This is a genomic window from Blastococcus sp. SYSU DS0510, assembly GCF_054050835.1.
Map to the genome: position 1 here is coordinate 74932 of NZ_JBJHAC010000017.1, position 19283 is coordinate 94214.

At 75.4% G+C, this 19283-nt stretch carries 18 protein-coding genes and 1 pseudogene; 11 read left to right on the forward strand and 8 right to left on the reverse strand.

The window, feature by feature from the left end; genetic code table 11:
• The first annotated feature begins 41 nt into the window (after nt 1–41).
• Both ACI79P_RS14790 and ACI79P_RS14795 read left to right on the forward strand, forming a co-directional pair.
• A complete protein-coding gene (locus tag ACI79P_RS14790) occupies nt 42–422 on the forward strand; it encodes a MerR family transcriptional regulator (RefSeq protein ID WP_456581806.1) in 381 nt (126 codons plus the stop codon).
• On the forward strand, nt 419–1135 hold the full coding sequence (locus ACI79P_RS14795) for a spermidine synthase (RefSeq protein WP_456581807.1): 717 nt from the start codon (nt 419–421) through the stop codon (nt 1133–1135). Before ACI79P_RS14790 ends, ACI79P_RS14795 begins: the two co-directional genes overlap by 4 nt.
• A gap of 174 nt (nt 1136–1309) precedes the next feature.
• Here the strand turns inward: ACI79P_RS14795 and ACI79P_RS14800 are convergent, their stop codons facing one another.
• Both ACI79P_RS14800 and ACI79P_RS14805 read right to left on the reverse strand, forming a co-directional pair.
• Entirely contained in the window at nt 1310–1501 is a 192-nt protein-coding gene (locus ACI79P_RS14800; RefSeq protein ID WP_456581837.1) for a hypothetical protein, read from the reverse strand.
• A gap of 70 nt (nt 1502–1571) precedes the next feature.
• A pseudogene (locus ACI79P_RS14805) lies at nt 1572–1937 on the reverse strand (hemerythrin domain-containing protein); the annotation flags it as partial.
• 151 nt (nt 1938–2088) lie between these two features.
• On the opposite strand from ACI79P_RS14805, the gene ACI79P_RS14810 reads away from it, so the two are divergent.
• Nucleotides 2089–3105, forward strand: a complete 1017-nt coding sequence (locus tag ACI79P_RS14810) for an SDR family oxidoreductase (RefSeq protein WP_456581808.1) — start codon at nt 2089–2091, stop codon at nt 3103–3105.
• On the opposite strand, the gene ACI79P_RS14815 is transcribed toward ACI79P_RS14810, so the two are convergent.
• The gene (locus tag ACI79P_RS14815) at nt 3095–3487 is read right to left on the reverse strand and encodes a DUF2200 domain-containing protein (RefSeq protein WP_456581809.1); all 393 of its coding nucleotides are present in this window, start codon (nt 3485–3487) and stop codon (nt 3095–3097) included. The genes ACI79P_RS14810 and ACI79P_RS14815 overlap by 11 nt on opposite strands.
• A gap of 180 nt (nt 3488–3667) precedes the next feature.
• Between ACI79P_RS14815 and ACI79P_RS14820 the strand changes: the two genes are divergently transcribed.
• A complete protein-coding gene (locus ACI79P_RS14820; protein WP_456581810.1) occupies nt 3668–4444 on the forward strand; it encodes a hypothetical protein in 777 nt (258 codons plus the stop codon).
• A 75-nt stretch (nt 4445–4519) separates the two neighbouring features.
• Here ACI79P_RS14820 and ACI79P_RS14825 read toward each other — a convergent pair whose 3' ends face one another.
• Both ACI79P_RS14825 and ACI79P_RS14830 read right to left on the reverse strand, forming a co-directional pair.
• A complete protein-coding gene (locus ACI79P_RS14825; protein WP_456581811.1) occupies nt 4520–5116 on the reverse strand; it encodes an SRPBCC family protein in 597 nt (198 codons plus the stop codon).
• A gap of 5 nt (nt 5117–5121) precedes the next feature.
• The gene (locus ACI79P_RS14830; RefSeq protein WP_456581812.1) at nt 5122–6840 is read right to left on the reverse strand and encodes an FAD-dependent oxidoreductase; all 1719 of its coding nucleotides are present in this window, start codon (nt 6838–6840) and stop codon (nt 5122–5124) included.
• 87 nt (nt 6841–6927) lie between these two features.
• Between ACI79P_RS14830 and ACI79P_RS14835 the strand changes: the two genes are divergently transcribed.
• Nucleotides 6928–7782, forward strand: a complete 855-nt coding sequence (locus ACI79P_RS14835; protein WP_456581813.1) for a hypothetical protein — start codon at nt 6928–6930, stop codon at nt 7780–7782.
• A complete protein-coding gene (locus tag ACI79P_RS14840) occupies nt 7779–8246 on the forward strand; it encodes a hypothetical protein (RefSeq protein WP_456581814.1) in 468 nt (155 codons plus the stop codon). The genes ACI79P_RS14835 and ACI79P_RS14840 overlap by 4 nt, the downstream gene beginning before the upstream one ends.
• A 22-nt stretch (nt 8247–8268) precedes the next feature.
• Here ACI79P_RS14840 and ACI79P_RS14845 read toward each other — a convergent pair whose 3' ends face one another.
• A complete protein-coding gene (locus ACI79P_RS14845; RefSeq protein ID WP_456581835.1) occupies nt 8269–8640 on the reverse strand; it encodes a CBS domain-containing protein in 372 nt (123 codons plus the stop codon).
• A gap of 173 nt (nt 8641–8813) precedes the next feature.
• Here ACI79P_RS14845 and ACI79P_RS14850 point away from each other — a divergent pair, with 173 nt between their 5' ends.
• Both ACI79P_RS14850 and ACI79P_RS14855 read left to right on the forward strand, forming a co-directional pair.
• A complete protein-coding gene (locus ACI79P_RS14850) occupies nt 8814–9131 on the forward strand; it encodes a GNAT family N-acetyltransferase (protein ID WP_456581815.1) in 318 nt (105 codons plus the stop codon).
• A 41-nt stretch (nt 9132–9172) separates the two neighbouring features.
• Complete coding sequence (locus ACI79P_RS14855) at nt 9173–10042, forward strand: DUF4349 domain-containing protein (protein WP_456581816.1); 870 nt, start codon at nt 9173–9175, stop codon at nt 10040–10042.
• 6 nt (nt 10043–10048) lie between these two features.
• On the opposite strand, the gene helR is transcribed toward ACI79P_RS14855, so the two are convergent.
• Nucleotides 10049–12193 (reverse strand): RNA polymerase recycling motor ATPase HelR, encoded by a 2145-nt coding sequence (helR, locus tag ACI79P_RS14860; protein ID WP_456581817.1) that lies wholly within the window; start codon nt 12191–12193, stop codon nt 10049–10051.
• A gap of 142 nt (nt 12194–12335) precedes the next feature.
• Entirely contained in the window at nt 12336–14378 is a 2043-nt protein-coding gene (locus tag ACI79P_RS14865) for a cation:proton antiporter domain-containing protein (protein WP_456581818.1), read from the reverse strand.
• Between the two features lie 132 nt (nt 14379–14510).
• Here ACI79P_RS14865 and ACI79P_RS14870 point away from each other — a divergent pair, with 132 nt between their 5' ends.
• The 3 genes from ACI79P_RS14870 to ACI79P_RS14880 all read left to right on the forward strand — a co-directional run bounded on the left by ACI79P_RS14870 (nt 14511) and on the right by ACI79P_RS14880 (nt 19274).
• Entirely contained in the window at nt 14511–16058 is a 1548-nt protein-coding gene (locus ACI79P_RS14870) for an MFS transporter (RefSeq protein WP_456581819.1), read from the forward strand.
• Nucleotides 16059–16132: 74 nt separating this feature from the next.
• The gene (locus ACI79P_RS14875; RefSeq protein ID WP_456581820.1) at nt 16133–17782 is read left to right on the forward strand and encodes a LuxR C-terminal-related transcriptional regulator; all 1650 of its coding nucleotides are present in this window, start codon (nt 16133–16135) and stop codon (nt 17780–17782) included.
• A 121-nt stretch (nt 17783–17903) separates the two neighbouring features.
• Nucleotides 17904–19274: an FAD-dependent oxidoreductase gene (locus ACI79P_RS14880; protein WP_456581821.1), complete on the forward strand. Its 1371-nt coding sequence runs from the start codon at nt 17904–17906 to the stop codon at nt 19272–19274.
• Nucleotides 19275–19283 lie beyond the last annotated feature (9 nt).

Consider the following 19283-nt stretch of genomic DNA (forward strand, 5'->3'; position numbering starts at 1 on the left):
TCTATGAAGGGGACGTGACAGCAACTCCTCGAGGCGACCTGATGCAGATCGGGCAGGTCGCCGAGCGCACCGGCCTGAGCCTGCGGACGATCCGCTTCTACGAGGAGAACGGTCTGGTCGTCCCCACCGCACGCTCCGACGGCGGGTTCCGGCTCTACAGCGCGGCCGACGTCGCCCGGCTCGACCTGGTCAAGCGGATGAAGCCGCTGGGCTTCACGCTGGAGGAGATGCAGGAACTGCTCGCGCTGCTGCACGACCTCGAGGACGACGGCGCCGGCCGCCCCGAGCTGCTCGACCGGTTGCGGAGCTTCCACGAGGCCGCCACCGCGCGGGTGACGACGCTGCGGAAGCAGCTCGAGGTGGCGGAGAGCTTCGCCGGTGACCTGGCCCAGCAGCTCCGCTCCCGGGCCGGGCGACGATGAGCCTGCGGTTCGAAGAGCTGGACTGGAGCCCGAGCCCCATCGGTGAGGTGAGCCTCCGCCGCCGCCGGGCACCCGGCAGCGACGTCGACATCTACGAGGTGAAGCTCGGGGACGAGTTCCTCATGTCCTCGCTCTTCACCGTGGCCGAGATCGAGCTCGCCCGGCTGGCCCTCGCCCGCCTGCCCGGCTCCGACCTCGACGTCGTCGTGGGAGGTCTGGGGCTCGGCTTCACCGCCCGAGCCGTGCTCGCCGACGACCGCGTGCGGAGCCTGCTGGTGGTCGACGCGCTCGAGCCGGTGATCCGCTGGCACGAGCGCGGGCTGGTGCCGGTGGGCCCGGAGCTCACCGGCGACGATCGCTGCCGGTTCGTGCACGGCGACTTCTTCGCGATGACCGACGGCACCGGATTCGACCCGGACGCGCCGGACCGGGTGTTCGACGCGGTGGTCGTCGACATCGACCACTCTCCCCGGCACCGGCTGGCCCAGGGCGACCCCGGCTTCTACGACGTGGACGGGAGCCGCCGCCTGGCCGCGCGCATCCGGCCGGGCGGCGTCTTCGCGCTCTGGTCCAACGACCCGCCCGACGACGACTACCTGGCCGTGCTCCGGCAGGTCTTCGTGGACGTCTCCGCCGAGGTCGTCAGCTTCCCCAACCCCCTGCAGGACCGCCGGGCGACGAACACCGTCTACCTCGCGACGACGGCCTCCTGACGCCCGGAGACGCTACCCTGACGCGAGGGTAGGGTGCATGGGTGGCGCGCGACCGCTGGTCCCCGCCGCCCCTGTGACCCACCACGTGTCGATCGTCGGGAGCTCCTCGCGTGTCCGAGGCCGAACTGCTCGCCGAGTCGACGTACCAGGACCGCGTCCGGGGGGCGGGGCAACCTAGAGCGACGGGTCACCTTCGGGCACCTCGGTGTCGATCACCTCGGCCACCTCCGCGTCCTCGCCGGACAACCCCTCGGCCTGCTCGTGCTCGTCGTGGAACGCCAGCCACTGCATGCCGAGGGCTTCCCGCTGCTCGTCGTCGACGGCTTCTCGGAAGGGAGGGAAGTACTCCGTCTCCTCCTCGGCCATGTGGTCGGCGTTGACCTGTCGCGCGTTCCGTACCGCCGCCCACCACCCCTTCGCTGCCGACCACGTGCTCCCCGACGGCGGCCGCGGCGTGCCGGATCTCGTTGTGGTCGTGCACGCCCTCCGCCGTCCCCTGCTCGTCGTCCGCCTCCTGGGCGAGCAGCGGGTAGAAGAGCTTCTCCTCGGCCACCGCGTGCACCTCGAGCTTGGCGTGCAACGCCTCCCAGGCGGCGGCGAGCTCGTCGGCGGGCAGGTCGTCGAGCGCGGTGAACTCCCGCCGGAAGACCTCGTGCTCGGCCAGGACCAGGGCGGTGATCTCGAAGTCGGACATGCCGGGCCTTCTACCCCCATCGACCGCGGCCACGCCGTTCGCAGGGTGTCCGCCCGCGCCGGCACCGCAGGACGCGGACTTCGACCTCTGGAGACCCCGGCGCTCCATCGCTGCACCGCGGCGCCGGGCGACCGGGCCCTCGTCGGCTCGCGTCACGGCACCGGGGGCAAGCCAGGGACAAGTCCGCCACAAGGGGCACCACCGACGCTCGTCCACACAGCCGGGACGGACCCGGCCCCGCACCCGAGAGGCATCCGCCGTGGCACCGTCCCGCACCCCCGTCCCCGTCCTCACCGGCCCGCTCCCGGCCGGCACGCCCGTCCTCGTCGTCGGCGCGACCGGCCAGGTCGGCCGTCAGGTCGTCGCCGCCCTGCTCGCGCGCGGTGCCACGGTCCGTGCTCTGCTCCGCGATCCCGAGGGCGCCGACGTGCCCGCCGGCGTCGAACGAGTCCGCGGCGACCTCCGCGATCCCGCGTCCCTGCGGGCGGCGCTGCGCGGTGCCGGGGCGGCGCTCTACGTCTCGCCGCACGAGACCGACGAGCGTGCCCTCGCCGCCGGCTTCGTGGCCGCGTGCCAGGCCGAGCGCGTCCGGCTCGTCTTCGTCGGCGTCCACGTCCACGCCCGCAGGCGCTGGCAGGAGGCTCTGCTGCGCGTCGTCTTCGGTCGGATCCTGCCGCACTACCGCGGCAAGATCGCCCTCGCCCGCGACGTCGCCCGCTCGCCGCTGCGCCCGATCATGCTGGCCCCGTCCAACTTCATGCAGAACGACGAGGTGTTCGCCGAGGAGATCCGCGCCGGCCGGTTCGTGACGCCGCTCAGCGACAAGGGCGTCAACCGGGTCGATCTGCGTGACGTCGGTGAGGCCGCCGCCCGGGCGCTGGTCGACGGCGACGTGGCCCCCGGTTCCTACGACGTCGCCGGACCGCGCTCCGTCGGCGGCAGGGAGTCCGCAGCGGTGTGGGCCGAGGCCCTCGGGCGACCGGTGGTCTACCTCGGGGACGACGACGAGGTCATGGTGCGGACCTTCACCCGCTACCTCGACGGGCCGCGTCTCGCCGACTGGACGGCGTCCTTCCGCGTGCTGCGCCGCATCTCCATGCCCACCTCGCGCCGGGGGCTCCGGACGACCCGACAGCTGCTCGGCCGGGAGCCGCGGTCCTTCGAGACCTACGTCCACGACACCGTCGCGGCGTGGCGGGCCACCGGTCTGCTGGAGAGCTCACCGGACACCGCTCACAGCGCGGGCGCGTCCCCGGAGGTCGGCCTCACCCGGTAGCGCGGGCCTCCACCGTGGGGCGGCTGTCGTGGCCACTCCGCAGCACCTTGGTCATCGGCCGCCCCTTGGCGATCTCGTCGACGAGCTTGTCGAGGATGCGGATCTTGCGCATGAGGGGGTCCTCGACGTCTTCCACGCGGACTCCGCAGATGCTGCCGGTGATGAGCGCCGCGTGGGCCGTCATCGCCGGTGCGTGGTCGAAGAAGGTCGCGAAGTCGACCTCGTCCTCCAGCGCTGCGGCGAGGCCCGCGGCGTCGTAGCCGGTGAGCCAGCAGATCGCCTCGTCGACCTCGTCCCGGGTACGCCCCTTGCGTTCGACCTTGGCCACGTAGTGCGGGTACACGCTGGCGAACGGGGCGGTGAAGATGCGGTGTGCGGGCACGGCGGGGCTCCCGGTCTGCAGTCGCAGCGGCCTGGTGCCCCGGACGCTAGCCCGCCACGCCCCAGCTGACCAGCAGCACGACCGGCGACGACGAGAGCCGCCCCAGCGAGCGGGAACACAGCCAGACCGCGTCGAGGCGGCGACAACGAGATCTACCGGCTCCTCCCGGACGGCCGGACCGTGCAGCTGACCGACAACGACGTCCACGACGACGACGCGGTCTGGTCGCCCGACGGCCGGCGCGTGGCGTTCGTCAGCGACCGGGACGGGGACCTGGAAGTCTTCGTCATGGACGCCGAGGGCCGGAAGGTCCGCCAGCTGACGAGGAACAGCGCGACCCCGGGCACCCCCGCCGGCGACTTCTCCCCCGCGTGGTCGCCGGACGGGCGGCACATCGTGTTCGCCTCCGACCGGGACGGCGCGGAGACCGAGATCTACCGGATGCGCGCCGACGGCACGCGGCAGACCCGGTTGACCGAGACCGACCCGACCGTCAGCGACTACAGCCCTGCCTGGTCACCGGACGGCCGGCACATCCTGTTCGGCTCGACCCGGGCCGGCTTCTTCAACGCCGAGGTGTACCGGATGCGGGCGGACGGCGCGCACGTGCGGCGGCTCACCGACACCCCGGACGGCGTCGACGACGACGGGGCGGAGTACTCGCCGGACGGGCGGACGATCGTGTTCAGCAGCAACCGCGGGGGCGACCGCGACCTCTACACCATGCGGGCCGACGGCCGCGACGTGCGCCGGCTCGCGGGGGTCCCCGCCGTCGACGAGTGGTTCCCGGCGTGGACGCCCGACGGTCGGCAGGTCGTGTACTGGTCGCTCTCCCTCGAAGGCACCTCCCCGGACACCGCGTGGATCGTCGAGCGGGACGGAGACGACCCGCGCCGGCTGACCGAGGGCGAGGCGAACGACAAGTTCCCGAACGTCCGGCCCCAGCGCGGTCGCTGACCGGCGCGGCCTCCTGCCGCGCTGCGTCGGACCGCACGACGTGAGGCGGGGACGGATGTGACCAGTCGGGAGTCCCTACGTGGATGTACGACCAGGACCGACAGGCTCGAGCGTGGCCTGACCGCGCCGCCGGGCCAGTAGGTACAAGCCGATGAGGGCGGCCGGCCACCGGGCGGCCGCGACCACCGCCGGCGCCACCTCGGGCTCGCAGACCGTGGGCGCCAGCAACCGGGCGCCCAGCCGCTGCGCCAGCGCCTCCCCGCCCTCCTCCATCAGCTCACGGTGGTTCCAGACGAACACCGGGCGCCCGAGTGGCGAGAGCGCCCGCATCCACAGCAGCTGCGGGCGCACCTGCCAGTCGAAGGCCACGACCGAGCCGCCGTCGACCTCCCCGACCTCCCACCGGCCCTCGCCCTCGACCCGGCCGGTCACCGTCGTCCGAACTCCGCGCAGGGGATCGTCGCGCAGCACCCGGGCCTCGAACTCCATCCGGTACGGCAGCCGGGTCCGGAACACAAACCGCCAGACCTCGCCGTCGCCGGACGGCACCCGCGTGACGCTCTCCACCGACGGCCACCACTCCGGCCACGACTCGACGGCGCGCACCACCTCCCGCACCGCGGCAGGCGGCGCGGCGACCCGCCACTCGTCCCGGAACACGAACTCGGGCACCGGGGTCACCCGCCGACGGCGGCCGCGGCCGCCCAGGCGAGGTACTGGTGCACCAGCGCGACGGCGATCGCCCCCGCCCCCACCCCGGAGGCCACCCGCTTGACCGAGCCCGCCCGCACGTCACCAGCGGCGAAGACGCCCGGGACGCTGGTCTCCAGCAGCATCGGTGGCCGCTCGAGCGGCCACGCGGGCGAGGCGCCGTCGAGGTCCGGCCCGGTGAGCACGAACCCCGCCCGGTCCTTCGCCACCTCCGGCCCCAGGCACCCCGACGCCGGCTTCGACCCGATGAGCACGAAGACGGCGTCGGCCCGGAGCGTCTCCCGCTCGCCCGTGTCGAGGTCCTCGACGACGACCTCCTCCAGCACCTGCTCCCCGGCCCCGTCCACGAGCTGCACCCGGGAGCGGACGTCGATGTTCGGCGCCTCGTCGATCTCGTGCACCAGGTACTCCGACATCGTCGTGGCGAGCCCGCGGCGGACCAGGACCGTGACCCGGTCGGCGTAGCGCGCCAGGTGCACCGCCGCCTGCCCCGCGGAGTTGCCCCCGCCGACCACCAGGACGTGCTTGCCCGCCATGGCCCGTGACTCGCTGACGGCCGCGCCGTAGAAGAGGCCGCGGCCCTGCATCGCCTCGAGGCTCGGCACCTCCAGGCGCCGCCACTCCGCGCCGGTGGCGACCACCACCGTGCGCGCCCGCAGAGTCGCGCCGTCGGAGAGGTGCACCCGGTGCTCCCCGTCCGTGCTCGACAGCCCGACCACGCTGCGCGACCAGACGAAGGTGGCGCCGAACGACCACGCCTGCTGGTACGCGCTGGCCGCCAGCCGGTTGCCGCTGATCCCCCGCGGGAAGCCGAGGTAGTTGCGGATGAGCGAGCTGGTGCCCGCCTGCCCGCCCATCGCCAGCGGCTCCACGACCACCGTGCGCAGCCCCTCCGACGCGGCGTACACGGCGGCACTGAGCCCCGCGGGCCCGGCACCGACCACGACGACGTCGGCCAGCGTGCTCTCGTCCACCGCCTCCAGGACCCCGAACGCGGCGGCGATGTCCATCGCGCTGGGGTCGGTCAGCGCCGGCAGCTCCGGGCGGAACCGGAGGACGACGACCGGCAGCGCGGGCTCCTCCAGCCCCAGACCCGCCAGCAGCTCCTGCCCGTCCGGCGCGGCGGCGTCGTAGAAGCCGACCGGCACCCGGTTGCGGGTGAACATGTCGCGGAGCTCCTGCGAGCGCGCCGACCACCGCTCGCCGATCACCTGCACCGCCTCGTAGCCGGTGCCCCGCCGGCTGTCCCACTCGGCGAGCAGCTCGGTCACCGAGAGGTGGAAGTCCTCGTCGCCGGGGCGCTCCGGGCGGTAGAGCCACCCGTCCAGCCGGCCCAGCGTGATCGCCTCGAAGATGGGCGCCGCCGTCGCCAGATCGCCCCACCGCACGATGCAGGCACGCACCGCACCCGGCGCCAGGCCACCCACCCGCGCCAGGACGTCGAGGCCGTCGGGATCGGCCGGGCCCAGGCCCGCCAGGACCGCCGCAACCGGGATGCCCTCCTCCTGCAACTGCGCGACCCGGGGCCCGACGTCGTCCTCCGCGCCGCAGACCGCCACCGCGTAATCGGCCCCGTAGCGTTTGTCCAGCTCCGTCCCGACCTGATCGCGCACCGGCGGGTCCCGGCTGACCAGGACCAGTGCCGCTCGCGGGGCGAAACCGCTGTCGGGCTCGTGGGCAGCCACATAGCATGCCTAGGGCGTCACCGCACGGGGGTCAAGGGACGTAGGGCTCGACGCCCGTCCGGTACTCCACCGCACCGAGGCCTGGTCATGACCGATCCGCTCGGCTCCCGCGCCGTGCTCCCCGGCACCCGCCGGATGCTGCAAGCCTTCACCGTTCTCACCCTGCTGGCGTTCGTCGCGCTGTTCCTCGGCTCGTCGCGCACCACCGACTACTTCGCCTGGACGATCGACCCACCGGCGACCGCAGCCTTCCTCGGCGCCGCCTACGCCGCCGGGTGCGTGCTCGTCGTGCTGTCGCTGCGCACCCCGGTATGGGCGCACGTCCGCATCCCGTTCGCCACGGTGCTGGTCTTCACCGTCCTCACCCTGGCGGCCACCCTGCTGCACCTGGACCGCTTCCACTTCGGGGCACCGGGCCTGGTGGCGAACGCGGCCGCCTGGTTCTGGCTCGCCGTCTACGTGGTGGTGCCGGTGGGGATGCTCGCGATGCTCGTCGGGCAACAGCGGCTCCCGTACCCCGATCCGCCGCTCCGGCTGGGGTTGCCCTCGGGTCTGGCCGCGGTGCTCGCGGTGCAGGGCGTGGTGTTCCTGGTCGTCGGCGCGGCCCTGTTCGCCGCGCCGGGCACGGCGTCCGCGCTCTGGCCGTGGGCGCTCACCCCGCTGACGGCCCGGGCGGTCGGGTCGTGGCTCCTCGCGTTCGGCGTCGGCATCGCCCTGGCGCTGCGCGACCGCGACCTCGACCGGCTCCGGCTCGCCGCGGTGGCGTACGCGGTGTTCGGCGCGCTCGAGCTGGTCGTCCTGGCCCGCTACCCCGACGCCGTGCGGTGGGATTCCCCCGCGGCGTGGGTGTTCGTCGCCCTCATGGTGTCCACCCTGCTCAGCGCGGGGTACGCGCTGCGCCGCCTGCATGTGGGGCACCCGGTCGCGGCGAGGTCGGCGTGAGCCGGGCCCACCTGTGGCGCGGTGCGCTGGTGGGCTATGCCGCGAGCCGCACCATGGACGCCGCGACGGCGTGGTTCCACCGCCGGCAGGACGACGCCTCCCGGGCCCGGGAGGAGGAGATCGCCCCGGGCGGGGCGCTGGTGCAATTGGGCAAGCAGCTGGGCGCGGCCGCGGGCCGCGACCTCGACGAGGAGGCGGCGGGCCGCATCGGCGTGGCGGTGCACCGGACGTTCGGGGTGGTCTACGGGATCTCCGCCGCGGCCCTGGTCCGGCGGGGGGTGAGCCCGCTCGCCGCCGGGCTCTCCGTCGGTGCGGGGGCGTTCCTGCTGGTCGACGAGGGGACGTCGCTGCCCACGCTCACGGCCTACCCGCCGGTGAGCCATGCGCGCGGGGTCGTCGGGCACGCCACCTTCGGGCTGGCCGCCGGCGTGCTGCTCGCGCTCGTCGAGGAGGGCCGGCGGTGACCGGCCAGTGACCGCCCCCGCGCTACGCCGCCGGCCGCCCGAGCAGCGCGCGGCACACGAGGGTGAGGTCGACCAGCCCGACCAGCCGCCCCTCCTCCACCACGGGCAGGTGCTGCAGCCCGCCGGACAGCATCAGCTCCGCGGCGTCCACCACGGTCACCTCCGGGCCGACGGTGGCGGGCACGGGACGGTGCAGGTCGGTGATCCGGGTCTCCTCCGGGTTCCGGCCGTCGGCGACCGCCTGGGCGATATCGGCGTCGCAGACCAACGCCACGGGATGGCGGCTCTCGGGGTCGCTCAGCACCACGAGGGCGCTGTCCCGCGCCCGTTTCATGAGGTAGGCGGCGCCGGCGAGGTGGGCGGTGCTCTCCACGGTCGTGACCGGGGGGCGCATCACGTGGCCCACGGTGAGCCGTCCGGGGGGTGCGACCTCCGGTGGACGCGCGGCGGCAGGCTGCTCCGACATGGCGGTCCCTTCCAGGAGAGGTGGGGACGTCGGCATTGTGCCGCTGATGACCGGCCGGCGGGACCCGCCCGTCGTGCCCGGCCCCGGGCAGAGGGAGAGGCGTGACCACCAGTGCACCGGTCGTCGTGGACAACCGGGGGGCCGGCCGCTTCGAGGCGCTGGTCGACGGCACGGTGGCCGGGTTCGCCGAGTACCGGCGACGGGGGTCCTCCGTCGCGTTCACCCACACCGTCGTCGAGCCGGCGTTTGAGGGCCGCGGTGTGGGATCGGCGCTCGCCCGGGGAGCGCTGGACGCCGTGCGGGCCGAGGGCGCCTCGGTCCTCCCGTTGTGCCCGTTCATCCGCGGCTGGATCCACCGCCACCCCGACTACGCCGACCTCGTGCCCGCGGAGCGCCGTGCGCAGTTCGCGCCCCGCTGACCGGCGGGAACCGATCCTCGCCGCCACCCCGTCCACCGGGCATGGACACCGTTCCTGCCACGCGCCTCCTCGCCTCCGCCGCGCTGCTCCTGGTGCTGCTCGTCGGCTGCACCGGTCCCTCCGGCGGGGAATCGGACAGCGCGGACGGCGCCGGAGGCGCGGTCGCCCCCGTGACGGCCGTCCCGGGCAGCGACGAGGCCGCTCCCGACCGGCAGGTGGTCACCACCGCGGACGCCTCGCTCGCCGTCGACGACCCGGCGGAGGCTGCGCAGCGGGTGAGCGAGCTGGTGGAGTCCGCCGGTGGGCGCGTCGACGAGCGCACCGTGCATGCCACCTCCGTCCAGGAGGGGGTCGAGGGCACGGTCGCCGCACTCGTGGTGCGCGTGCCGGCCGCGGCGCTGACCGGCGTCCTGGCCGACCTGGAGCAGCTCGGCGACGTCGGCAGCGTCTCGGTGTCCCGCTCCGACGTCACGGCCGCGGCGATGGACCTGGACGCCCGGATCACGGCGCTGCAGTCCTCCGTGGCGCGGCTGCTCGCTCTGATGGACGACGCCGCCACCACCGAGGCGCTGCTGGAGGCGGAGCAGGCGCTCTCCCAACGGCAGCAGGAGCTGGAGTCGCTGCAGTCCCGGCGGGCGGCGCTGGCCGACCAGGTGGAGCTGTCCACGCTGCGCGTGCACCTGGAGCCTTCCGGCGTCGCGCCCGCCGGCGGGCCGGACGGCTTCCTCGACGGGCTGGCCACCGGGTGGCGGTCGCTCGTGGCGGTCACCGGCGCGGCCGTCGTCGCGATCGGCGTCGTCCTGCCCTGGCTGGTGGTCGTCGCCCTGGTGGCCGCCGTCGTCCTGGTGCCCCTGCGCCGGTCGCGCCGGCGGGCGGCGACCCCGCCTCCGGCAGCGGCGACCGAGGGGTGAGCCACCTCACCGGCTCGTGAGCACGACGAGCTGTTGCGTCGCCCGGGTCATCGCCACGTAGCGGTCCACCGCTCCCCCGACTCCCGTCCCGAAGTCATCCGGGTCCACGAGGACGACGAGGTCGAACTCCAGCCCCTTCGCCAGCGACGGCGTCAGCGACCGCACCCGGGGACGCCCCGGAAGCGCTGGAGCCCCGATCACGCAGGCGACCCCCTCGGCGTGGGCGGCCAGCCACCCGTCCAGCACCGACCCCAGCTCCGCGACCGATCCGTGCGCGACCGGCACCCCGGTGCTGCGGACCGACGTCGGCACGTTGGCGTCCGGCAGCACCGCCCGGATCACCGGCTCCGCCTCCACCATGACCTCCACCGGCGTCCGGTAGTTCACCGTCAGCGACATTCGGCGCACCTCGGCGAGCCCCACCCGGAGCAGCCGCTCCTCCCACGGCTCGGGGAACCCGTGCCGCGCCTGCGCGCGGTCCCCCACCACGGTGAAGCTCCGCGACGGGCAGCGCCGCACCAGCATCTGCCACTCCGCGTCGGTCAGCTCCTGGGCCTCGTCGACGACGACGTGCGCGTACGTGCCGGCCAGCGGATCGGCGTCCACCGCGGGGAGCTCGTCCTGGTCGACCAGGGCGTCGCGCAGGTCGCCGTGCCGCAGGGTGGTCATCAGCAGCAGCTCGGAGTCGTCGGCCGCGATGAGCTCGTCGATGACCGCCGACATGCGCTCGCGCTCCCGCGCCGCGACGGCCGCCTCCCGCTGCCGGCGCCGCACGGCACCCGCGTCACCCAGCCGCATCCGCGCCGCGTCCAGCAGCGGCAGGTCGGCGACCGTCCACGCCTGCGGCTCGGTCCGCTGCAGAAGACGCACCTCCTCGGTGCTCAGCTCGGGCGCGCACCGGCGCAGGTAGGCGGGCACCGACCACAGGTCACCGACGACGTCGCCGGCGTCCAGCATCGGCCACGCCCGGTCGACGGTCGCCTGCAGCTCGCGGTCCTGCTCCAGCGCGGCGCGCACCTGATCCGGGTCGACGTCGGCGTCGTGCGCATCCACCAGGATCTCCAGCAGCGCGCCCCGCACCTGCTCGCGCGCCTCGTTGTGCGGCGTGCCCGGCTCGGCCGCCTCGAACGCCTCGGCCCAGTCCGCGGCGGTCAGCCGGAGGTCGTCCCACGGCGTCGTCACCGTCGTGGCCCGGGCCGGCGGCTCCTCGTAGAAGCGGACGGCCGCCTCGATCACCGCGCCCATCCACGCCGATGCCTTGAGCCGGGCCACCTCGGGGTCGGCCTCGGGCGCGGCGCCGGCCCCCTCGGGCACCAGGTCGCGCAGCGTGCAGGTGCGCACCCCCTCCTCCCCCAGGCCGGGGAGGACGTCGGCGACGTAAGCCAGGTAGGGCTGGTGCGGGCCGACGAAGAGCACGCCACCGCCGCGGTGCCCGAGACGCGGATCGGAGTAGAGCAGGTAGGCCGCGCGGTGCAGGGCGACGACGGTCTTCCCGGTGCCCGGCCCGCCGTCGACGACCAGCGCGCCGCGGGAGCCGGCGCGGATGATCGCGTCCTGGTCGGCCTGGATGGTGCCGAGCACGTCGCGCATCCGGGCCGACCGGTTGCCGCCGAGGCTGGCGAGGAAGGCGGACTGGTCGTCGAGGGCGGCGTGGCCCTCGAGCCCGTCCGGTGCGAAGACCTCGTCCCAGTAGTCGGTGATCCGGCCGCGGGTCCAGCGGTAGCGGCGGCGGCTGGCCAACCCCATCGGGTCGGCGTGGGTGGCGGCGAAGAACGGCTCGGCCGCCGGCGACCGCCAGTCGACGAGCAGCCGGCGGCCGGCGCCGTCGGTGAGGCCCAACCGCCCGACGTAGACGGGCTCCCCGCCGTCCGCGGGGACCACCCGCCCGAGGCAGAGGTCGAGGCCGAACCGGCGCAGGGTGCGCAGGCGGGTGGCGAGCCGGTGCACCTCCAGGTCGCGGTCCAGCGCCCCCTGACCGGCGCCGCCGGGCGCCGCCCGCTCGGCGGCCAGCCGCTCGGTGAGCTCGGCGATCGACCGCGCGAGGCTCTCGGCGATCAGGGCGAAGTGCCGCTCGTCGGCGGCGATCAGCGCGGGGTCGGCCTTGGCGGCGAGGTGGCCGGGGAGGTCGAAGGCACGGGTGGACACGGTCACGGCAGCGGCTCCGATCCGGGGGCGCCGCCGCGCCCGTCCGCGCGCGGTCAGCCGCCCCCGGCGGGCGAGTGTGCGGCCCGACCGGGGTCTTGCCGCAAGCCCTGGGGTGCGCTATACGTTCGAGTGGGACGAGAACACGACGTCACTGCTGCGCGGCCGGGGCCTCCGCCTCCGGCGCGGCGCCACCGGGCGCCGGCACGGTCACGTCGTCGACGAAGCAGTAGGCCCAGCTCTCCCCCGGTTCGGCCGAGGCGACGAGCGGGTGGTCGTCCGCGGCGGCGTGGGCGCGCGCGTGCCGGCGCGGCGAGGAGTCGCAGCAGCCCACGTACCCGCACCCCAGGCAGACGCGCAGGTGCACCCACTCGGTGCCCTCCCGCAGGCAGCCCACGCACCCGTGCGCCCACGGCACCACGGGCCGGGAGGTGTCCCCGTGCTCGCAGCCGCTGCCCTGCGGCCAGGCGTAGCGGACCACCCGCGTGGTGTCGACGGCGGTCCGCCGCGCGTCCGGGTGCGCCACCTGGTGCCCCAGCTCGGAGAGGACGGCGCGCTCCAGCGCGTGGCCGGAGATCCGGTCCCGGTCGAGGACGTGGTCGGCGCCGGCCTCCGCCAGCTCGACGACGTCGACGGCACCCAGCGGGCGCGCGACGATGGGGGCGGTCGTGACCGCCCGCGCCGCCGTGACCACCCGCACGGCCTGCTCCGGGTCGTCCTCGGCGACGACGGCGAGGCGGGCGGCGGGCACCCCGGCCAGCCGCAGGATCTCCGCCTTCGTCGGATCCCCGCGCACCACCGCGTGCCCGTCCGCCTCCGCCTGCGCCGCCCCGTCGGGGTTGAGCGTCGTCATCACCACGCCCACCCCGCGGTCGCGCAGGGTGGCCGCCAGGCCCAGCGCGGTGGGCCCCCACCCGATGATCGCCACGTGGTCCCGGTGCGCGCCGTCCTCGTCGGTCGCCCCGGGACCGCCCGCGGTCGCGACGGGTGCGCGGTCGAGCCGCGCCGCCGCCGCGGCCAGCTGCGGGGTGCCCAGCATGAGCAGCACCGTGGCGGCGACGACGACCTGCGCGCCGTCGTCCGCGAGCCCGAGCGGCGCCAGGCCGGCGGCGGTGCCCACGGTGAGCAGCACGAAGGAGAACTCGCCGACCTGGGCCAGGAGCAGCCCGGTCGCGGCGGCGGTGCGCCAGCGGATGCCGACGGCGGTGGCGGCGACGGCGGTGGTCAGCGTCTTGAGCACCAGGGCACCGGCGGCGGCGCCCAGCACGAGCGGCAGGTTGGCGAGCATGAAGCCGACGTCCAGGAGCATGCCGACGGAGACGAAGAAGACCGCGCTGAACACGATCTGCAGCGGGAGCACCTCGGCGAGCGCCTGGGTGCTGGCCCGGCTCTCGCTCACCACCAGGCCGGCGAGGAAGGCCCCGAGCGACACGCTCACCCCGGCGAGGGCGGTCAGGTAGGCGGTGCCGAAGCAGACCGCGACGATCGCGAGCAGGAACACCTCGGGCGAGCAGGTGCGGGCGACCACGTCCAGCAGGGCGGGCATGACCCGGCGGGCCAGCACCAGGACGGCGACGATGACGCCCACCGCGGTGAGGACGGCCCACAGCAGCGCGCCGCCGGCCGAGCCGCCGCCCTCGGCGGTCGGGCCGAGCAGCGGCACGACCAGCACCATCGCCACCACCGCGAGGTCCTGGGCGATCAGCACGGAGAGCGCCAGCCGGCCACGGACGCTGGAGCCCTCCCGCCGCTCCCCCAGCAGCTTGAGCACGATCGCCGTCGACGACAGGGCGAGCAGGAACCCGGTGAACAGCCCGTCGCGCCAGTCGCCGCCGAGGGCGAGGGTCACCCCCAGCCCGGCGCCGGTGGCGAGCACCAGCTGCAGCCCGCCGGCGACGGCGATCCACGTCCAGACCCGGGCCAGGCGCTCCAGCGAGAACTCGATGCCGATGGTGAACAGCAGCAGGATCACGCCGATGTCCGCCGCGGCCTCCACGGCCTCGCTGCTGTCGACGACGCCGAACTGGGCCGGGCCGATGAGGACGCCCGCCACCAGGAACCCGACGATCGGCACCACCCGGGCCCGGGCGGTGAGGTAGCCGACGACCGCTGCCGCGACGACGAGGGCGGCGGTGGGCGCCAGGTAGCCGGGCACCTCGCCGGCGGCGATGACGAGGTCTGCCTGGGGCGACATGCCGACATGATGCGCGCCGCCGGCCGGGGTCCCCAAGGCCGTACCGGCGCCGCGGGGTCAAGGGGAATCACTGGGCGCCGCGGGCGTTGCAGAGCGACGACGCTGCTGGCAGGCGGTGGAGGAGGACGACCCATGGCTGCGCCATCCCCGGCCGGCACGGGCCTCCGCATGGGCACGGCCCGGGGACGCTGGGTGCTCCTCGCGACCGTGCTGGGCTCGGGCGTGGCGATGCTGGACGCCACCGTCGTCAACGTGGCCCTGGAGCGGATCGGCTCCGACCTGGACGCGGACTTCGCCGGTCTGCAGTGGACGGTCAACGCCTACACGCTGACGCTGGCCGCGCTCATCCTGCTCGGCGGCTCGCTGAGCGACCGCTACGGGCGGCGGCGGATCTTCGTCGTCGGCGTGTGCTGGTTCGCCGCCGCCTCGCTGTTGTGCGGGCTGGCGCCGGACATCGACACCCTCGTGGCCGCGCGCGCCCTCCAGGGCATCGGCGGTGCCCTCCTCACCCCGGGCAGCCTGGCGATCATCTCGGCGTCCTTCTCCGGCCCCGACCGGGCGGCCGCGGTCGGGGCCTGGTCCGGGCTCTCGGGGGTCGCCGCCGCGATCGGGCCGTTCGTCGGCGGCTGGCTGGTGGAGTGGAGCTGGCGGGCGGTCTTCCTGATCAACCTGCCGCTGGCGGCGCTGGTCGTCCTCGTCGCCGTGCGGCACGTGCCCGAGTCGCGCGACCCGGCGGCCGCGCCGCGGCTGGACTGGACCGGGACCGTGCTCGTCGTCGCCGGGCTCGGCGCGCTGACCTACGCGCTCACCGCCGCCGGCGAGGCGGGTGCCGGCGCGGGCCCCTGGCTGTGGGGCGCCGCGGGGCTGGTCGCCCTGGCGGTGTTCGTCGCCGTCGAGCTGCGGTCGCGGCATCCCCTCGTCCCGCCGACGCTCTTCGCCGACCGCCAGTTCTCCGCCACCAACGCCGTGACCCTGTTCGTCTACGCCGCGCTCGGCGCGTTGTTCGTGCTGCTGGTGCTGCACCTGCAGGTGGTGTCCGGGTTCAGCCCGCTGCTGGCGGGCACCGCGCTGCTGCCCGTCACCGTCCTCATGCTGCTGTTCTCGGCCCGCGTCGGGGCGCTCGCCCAGCGGATCGGGCCCCGCGCCCTGCTCACCGGCGGGCCGCTGGTCTCGGCGGTCGGCGTCCTGCTGATGCTCCGGATCGGGCCGGACGCCTCCTACCTGCTCGACGTGCTGCCCGCCGCTGTCCTCTTCGGCGCCGGGCTCACGCTGCTGGTCGCCCCGTTGACGGCGACGGTGCTCGACTCCGCCGCCGACCGCTACGCCGGCGTCGCCTCGGGGGTCAACAACGCCGTCGCCCGGGCGGCGGGGCTGCTCGCGGTCGCGGTCGTCCCGGTCGCGGCCGGGCTCGGTGGCGCCGACTACTCCGACCCGGAGGTCTTCGCCGACGGCTTCCGGACCGCGGTGTTCATCCTCGCCGGGCTGCTGCTGGCCGGCGCGCTGGTGGCGGCCGCGTACGTGCGCCGCCCGCTCGGCGACGCCGGAACGGAGACCCGGGCGCGGCCGTCCGGCGCCGAGCGCATGCGGATCGAGGAGTGCCTGCACTGCCCGGTGGCCGGCCCGGCCGTGCACCCTCGGGACGAGGCGCCGGCCCCCGAGCCCCGCTCCGCCTCGTCCTGACGCCCAGCGGCCCGACGTCTGCCCGCGCGCGGCAAGCCCTGTCCGCAGCACCGGCCGAGGTGTAGCCAGGACCCATGGACCCTCTCCAGGTGGGTCGCGCCGCGGTCGACCGCCGCGCGTGGGAGCAGGCGTACGGGCACCTGGCCGCCGCCGACGACCAGGGCGGGCTGCGGGATGCGGAGGACCTGCTGCGGCTGGGGCTCAGCGCCCACCTCACCCGCCGGGACGAGGTCGCCGAGCGCGCGTGGGAGCGTGCGTACGAGGCGTTCGCCGACCGCGGCGACGCCCTGGCCGCCGTCCGGTGCGCCTTCTGGCTCGGCCTGGTGCTGGTCATGGCGCGGGGCGCCGAGGAGCGGGGCGGTGGCTGGATCGCCCGTGCACAGCGGGTGGTGGAGGAGACGGCGCCACGAGCGTGCGCCGAACGGGGCTACCTGCTGCTCCCGGTCGGGCTGCGCGAGATGGACCGCGGTGATCCGGCGGCCGCGCGCCGTGCCTTCGCCCGGGCGGCCAGGACCGGCCGGCGCTTCAGGGACGTCGACCTGGCGACGCTCGGCTGCCTCGGGCAGGGCCAGGCGCTGCTCCGGAGCGGCGCGACGGCCCGCGGGCTGGCGCAGCTCGACGAGGCGATGGTCGCCGTCCAGGCCGGCCGGGTCTCGCCGATCGCTTCCGGGATCGTCTACTGCGCCGTGGTCCTCGCCTGCCAGGAGGTCCTCGACCTGCGCCGGGCCCAGGAGTGGACGGCGGCGCTGACCGGGTGGTGCGAGGCGCAGCCCGGCCTCGTCCCGTTCCGGGGGCAGTGCCTGGTGCACCGCGCCGAGCTGGCCCAGTGGCGCGGCGACTGGGCGGAGGCGGTCGCGGAGGCGCAGCGCGCCTGCCGCTGGCTGTCGGACCCACCCGACCTCGCGGCCGGAGCCGCGTACTACCGGCTGGCCGAGCTGCATCGCGTGCGCGGCGAGCCCGCCGCTGCCGAGGCCGCCTTCCAGCAGGCGGTCTCCCTCGGCCACGACCCGCAGCCCGGGCTCGCGCTGCTGCGGCTGGCCCAGGGCCGGACGCAGGCCGCGGTGGCCGCCGTCCGCTGCGCCGTCGACCGGCCCGCCCTGGGCGGGCCCGGGGTGGTCGGCGAGGTGCGCGCTCCTCGCCCGCGGGCGGAGCTGCTCGCCGCCGCCGTGGAGGTCCTGCTGACTGCGGGGGACGTCGGGGCGGCCGGGGACGCCTGCGACCAGCTGGACGGTGTCGCCGACGTCGTCGGCACGAGCGCCATGCGGGCCACGGCCGCGTGCGCCCGGGGCAGGGTGTCGTTGGCCGAGGGCAGGTACGCACCGGCGCTGGAGCACCTGTCGGACGCGCTGGCGCGCTGGTCGGCGCTGGCGGCCCCCTACGAGGCCGCGCGGACCCGCGTCCTGGTCGCCCGTGCGCTGCGCGGACTGGGTGACGAGGACACGGCCGCGATGGAGGTGACCACGGCGAGGAGCGTCTTCGAGTCGATCGGCGCGACGCCGGAGCTGGAGCGCCTCTCCGCCCCTCCCCCCGCGAGCGGGCTGACGCCCCGCGAGCTCGACGTCGTCCGCCTCGTGGCGGCCGGCCGCACCAACCGCGAGATCGCCGCGCAGCTGGTGATCAGCGACAAGACCGTGGCGCGGCACCTGCACAACATCTTCACGAAGCTCGCGCTGCCCAACCGGTCAGCCGCGACGGCGTACGCCTACGAGCACCACCTGGTGTAGCCGTCCTGGACAGGACGGTGCATGTCAGCTCCCGCCGATGTGCACCGTCTGGCCGATGCCGGTGGGGTCCCACCGTTCCTAGCGTGAGGAGACCCGCAGCCGCTGCCGCCAGGAGGAAGCCGTGCCCCACCTCGGAGAACACGCCATCGTGCTGGGTGCCGGAATGGCCGGGCTCGTGCACGCCGTACCGCTGGCCCGGCGTTTCCGGCGCGTCACGCTGGTCGAACGGGACCGGCTGCCCGACGGCCGGGAGGACCGCCGGGGGGTGCCGCAGGGTCAGCACATCCACCTGCTGGTGCCGGGCGGCCTGAGCCGGCTGGAGGAGCTGCTGCCGGGGATCGTGGACGACCTGACCGCCGCCGGTGCGCACGTCATCGAGGCGCCGGAGTGGCGCTTCCACATGGGCGGCGGCCGGCTGGACCTGACCGGCACGGACTTCCGCATCACCGGGGCCACCCGGCCGCTGATCGAAGGCGTCGTCCGCGACCGGGTCCGCGCGCTGGCCGGCGTGGAGGTGCTCGACGGATGGGCCGCCCGCGGACTGGCGGCGGACGCGGAGCGGACCCGCGTCACGGGTGTGCGGCTGCGGTCCCAGGCCGATCGCGCGGAGGAGCGGACCCTGGACGCCGACCTGGTCGTGGACACGACCGGCCGCGGCTCCGCCTCGCCCCGCTGGCTGGCCGAGCTCGGCTACCCGCCACCGGCGGAAGATCGCCTCAAGGTCGACGTGCACTACACCACCCGGGTGTTCCGCCGCGATCCGGCGGTGCTGGACGGGGGCCGCAACGTGCTCGTGGACGTGCCGCCCGGCGGGCGCAGGGGCGGGGCCGCGCTGGCCGTCGAGGACGGGAAGTGGATCGTCACCCTCATCGGCATGCTCGGCGAGCGCCCGCCGGCCGACCTGCCCGGGTTCGCCGACTACGCCGCCGGCCTCTGGAACCGGGACCTCGCACGCATCGTCGAAGGCGCCGAGCCGGTCGGGGACGCCGCCCGGGTCGCCTTCCCCTCGTTCTCGCGGCACCGGTACGACCGCCTCCGGCGGCTCCCCGAGGGCTTCCTCGTCGCGGGTGACGCGGTCTGCTCCTTCGATCCCCGCTTCGGGCAGGGCATGACCGTGGCGATCATCGAGGCCGTTGAGCTGGGCCGTGCCCTCGACGCGCGCGGCCTGGACGGCGTCGGCCTCCGGACGCTCTCGGCGGCGCGTCCGGCCGTGCAGGACGCGTGGGACCTCGCGACGGGTTCCGACCTCGCGCACCCGGAGGTGGACGGCCCGCGGCCGGCGTCGTGGCGGCTCACCACCGCCTACTTGCAGCGCCTCGTGCCGGCGGCGCACCGCGATCCCGTCGTGGCCGCGGCCTTCATCCGGGCCATCGGGATGCTCGCCCGTCCTCGGGAGCTGATGCGCCCGCACCTGGTCGCGCGGGTGCTGCTCGGGTCCCGCCGCCGGACCGGGCGCGAGGTGACCACCGGCGTTCCCGCGGGAACGCGCTGACTACCGCGG

Bases quoted from the DNA above. Each gene is read 5' to 3' on its own strand.
- ACI79P_RS14855 (WP_456581816.1), top strand. From the start codon at position 9,173: ATGGACACCGTTCCTGCCACGCGCCTCCTCGCCTCCGCCGCGCTGCTC.
- ACI79P_RS14790 (WP_456581806.1), top strand. From the start codon at position 42: ATGCAGATCGGGCAGGTCGCCGAGCGCACCGGCCTGAGCCTGCGGACG.
- ACI79P_RS14875 (WP_456581820.1), top strand. From the start codon at position 16,133: ATGGACCCTCTCCAGGTGGGTCGCGCCGCGGTCGACCGCCGCGCGTGG.
- ACI79P_RS14795 (WP_456581807.1), top strand. From the start codon at position 419: ATGAGCCTGCGGTTCGAAGAGCTGGACTGGAGCCCGAGCCCCATCGGT.
- ACI79P_RS14865 (WP_456581818.1), bottom strand. From the start codon at position 14,378: ATGTCGCCCCAGGCAGACCTCGTCATCGCCGCCGGCGAGGTGCCCGGC.
- ACI79P_RS14870 (WP_456581819.1), top strand. From the start codon at position 14,511: ATGGCTGCGCCATCCCCGGCCGGCACGGGCCTCCGCATGGGCACGGCC.
- ACI79P_RS14800 (WP_456581837.1), bottom strand. From the start codon at position 1,501: ATGGCCGAGGAGGAGACGGAGTACTTCCCTCCCTTCCGAGAAGCCGTC.
- ACI79P_RS14835 (WP_456581813.1), top strand. From the start codon at position 6,928: ATGACCGATCCGCTCGGCTCCCGCGCCGTGCTCCCCGGCACCCGCCGG.
- ACI79P_RS14845 (WP_456581835.1), bottom strand. From the start codon at position 8,640: ATGCGCCCCCCGGTCACGACCGTGGAGAGCACCGCCCACCTCGCCGGC.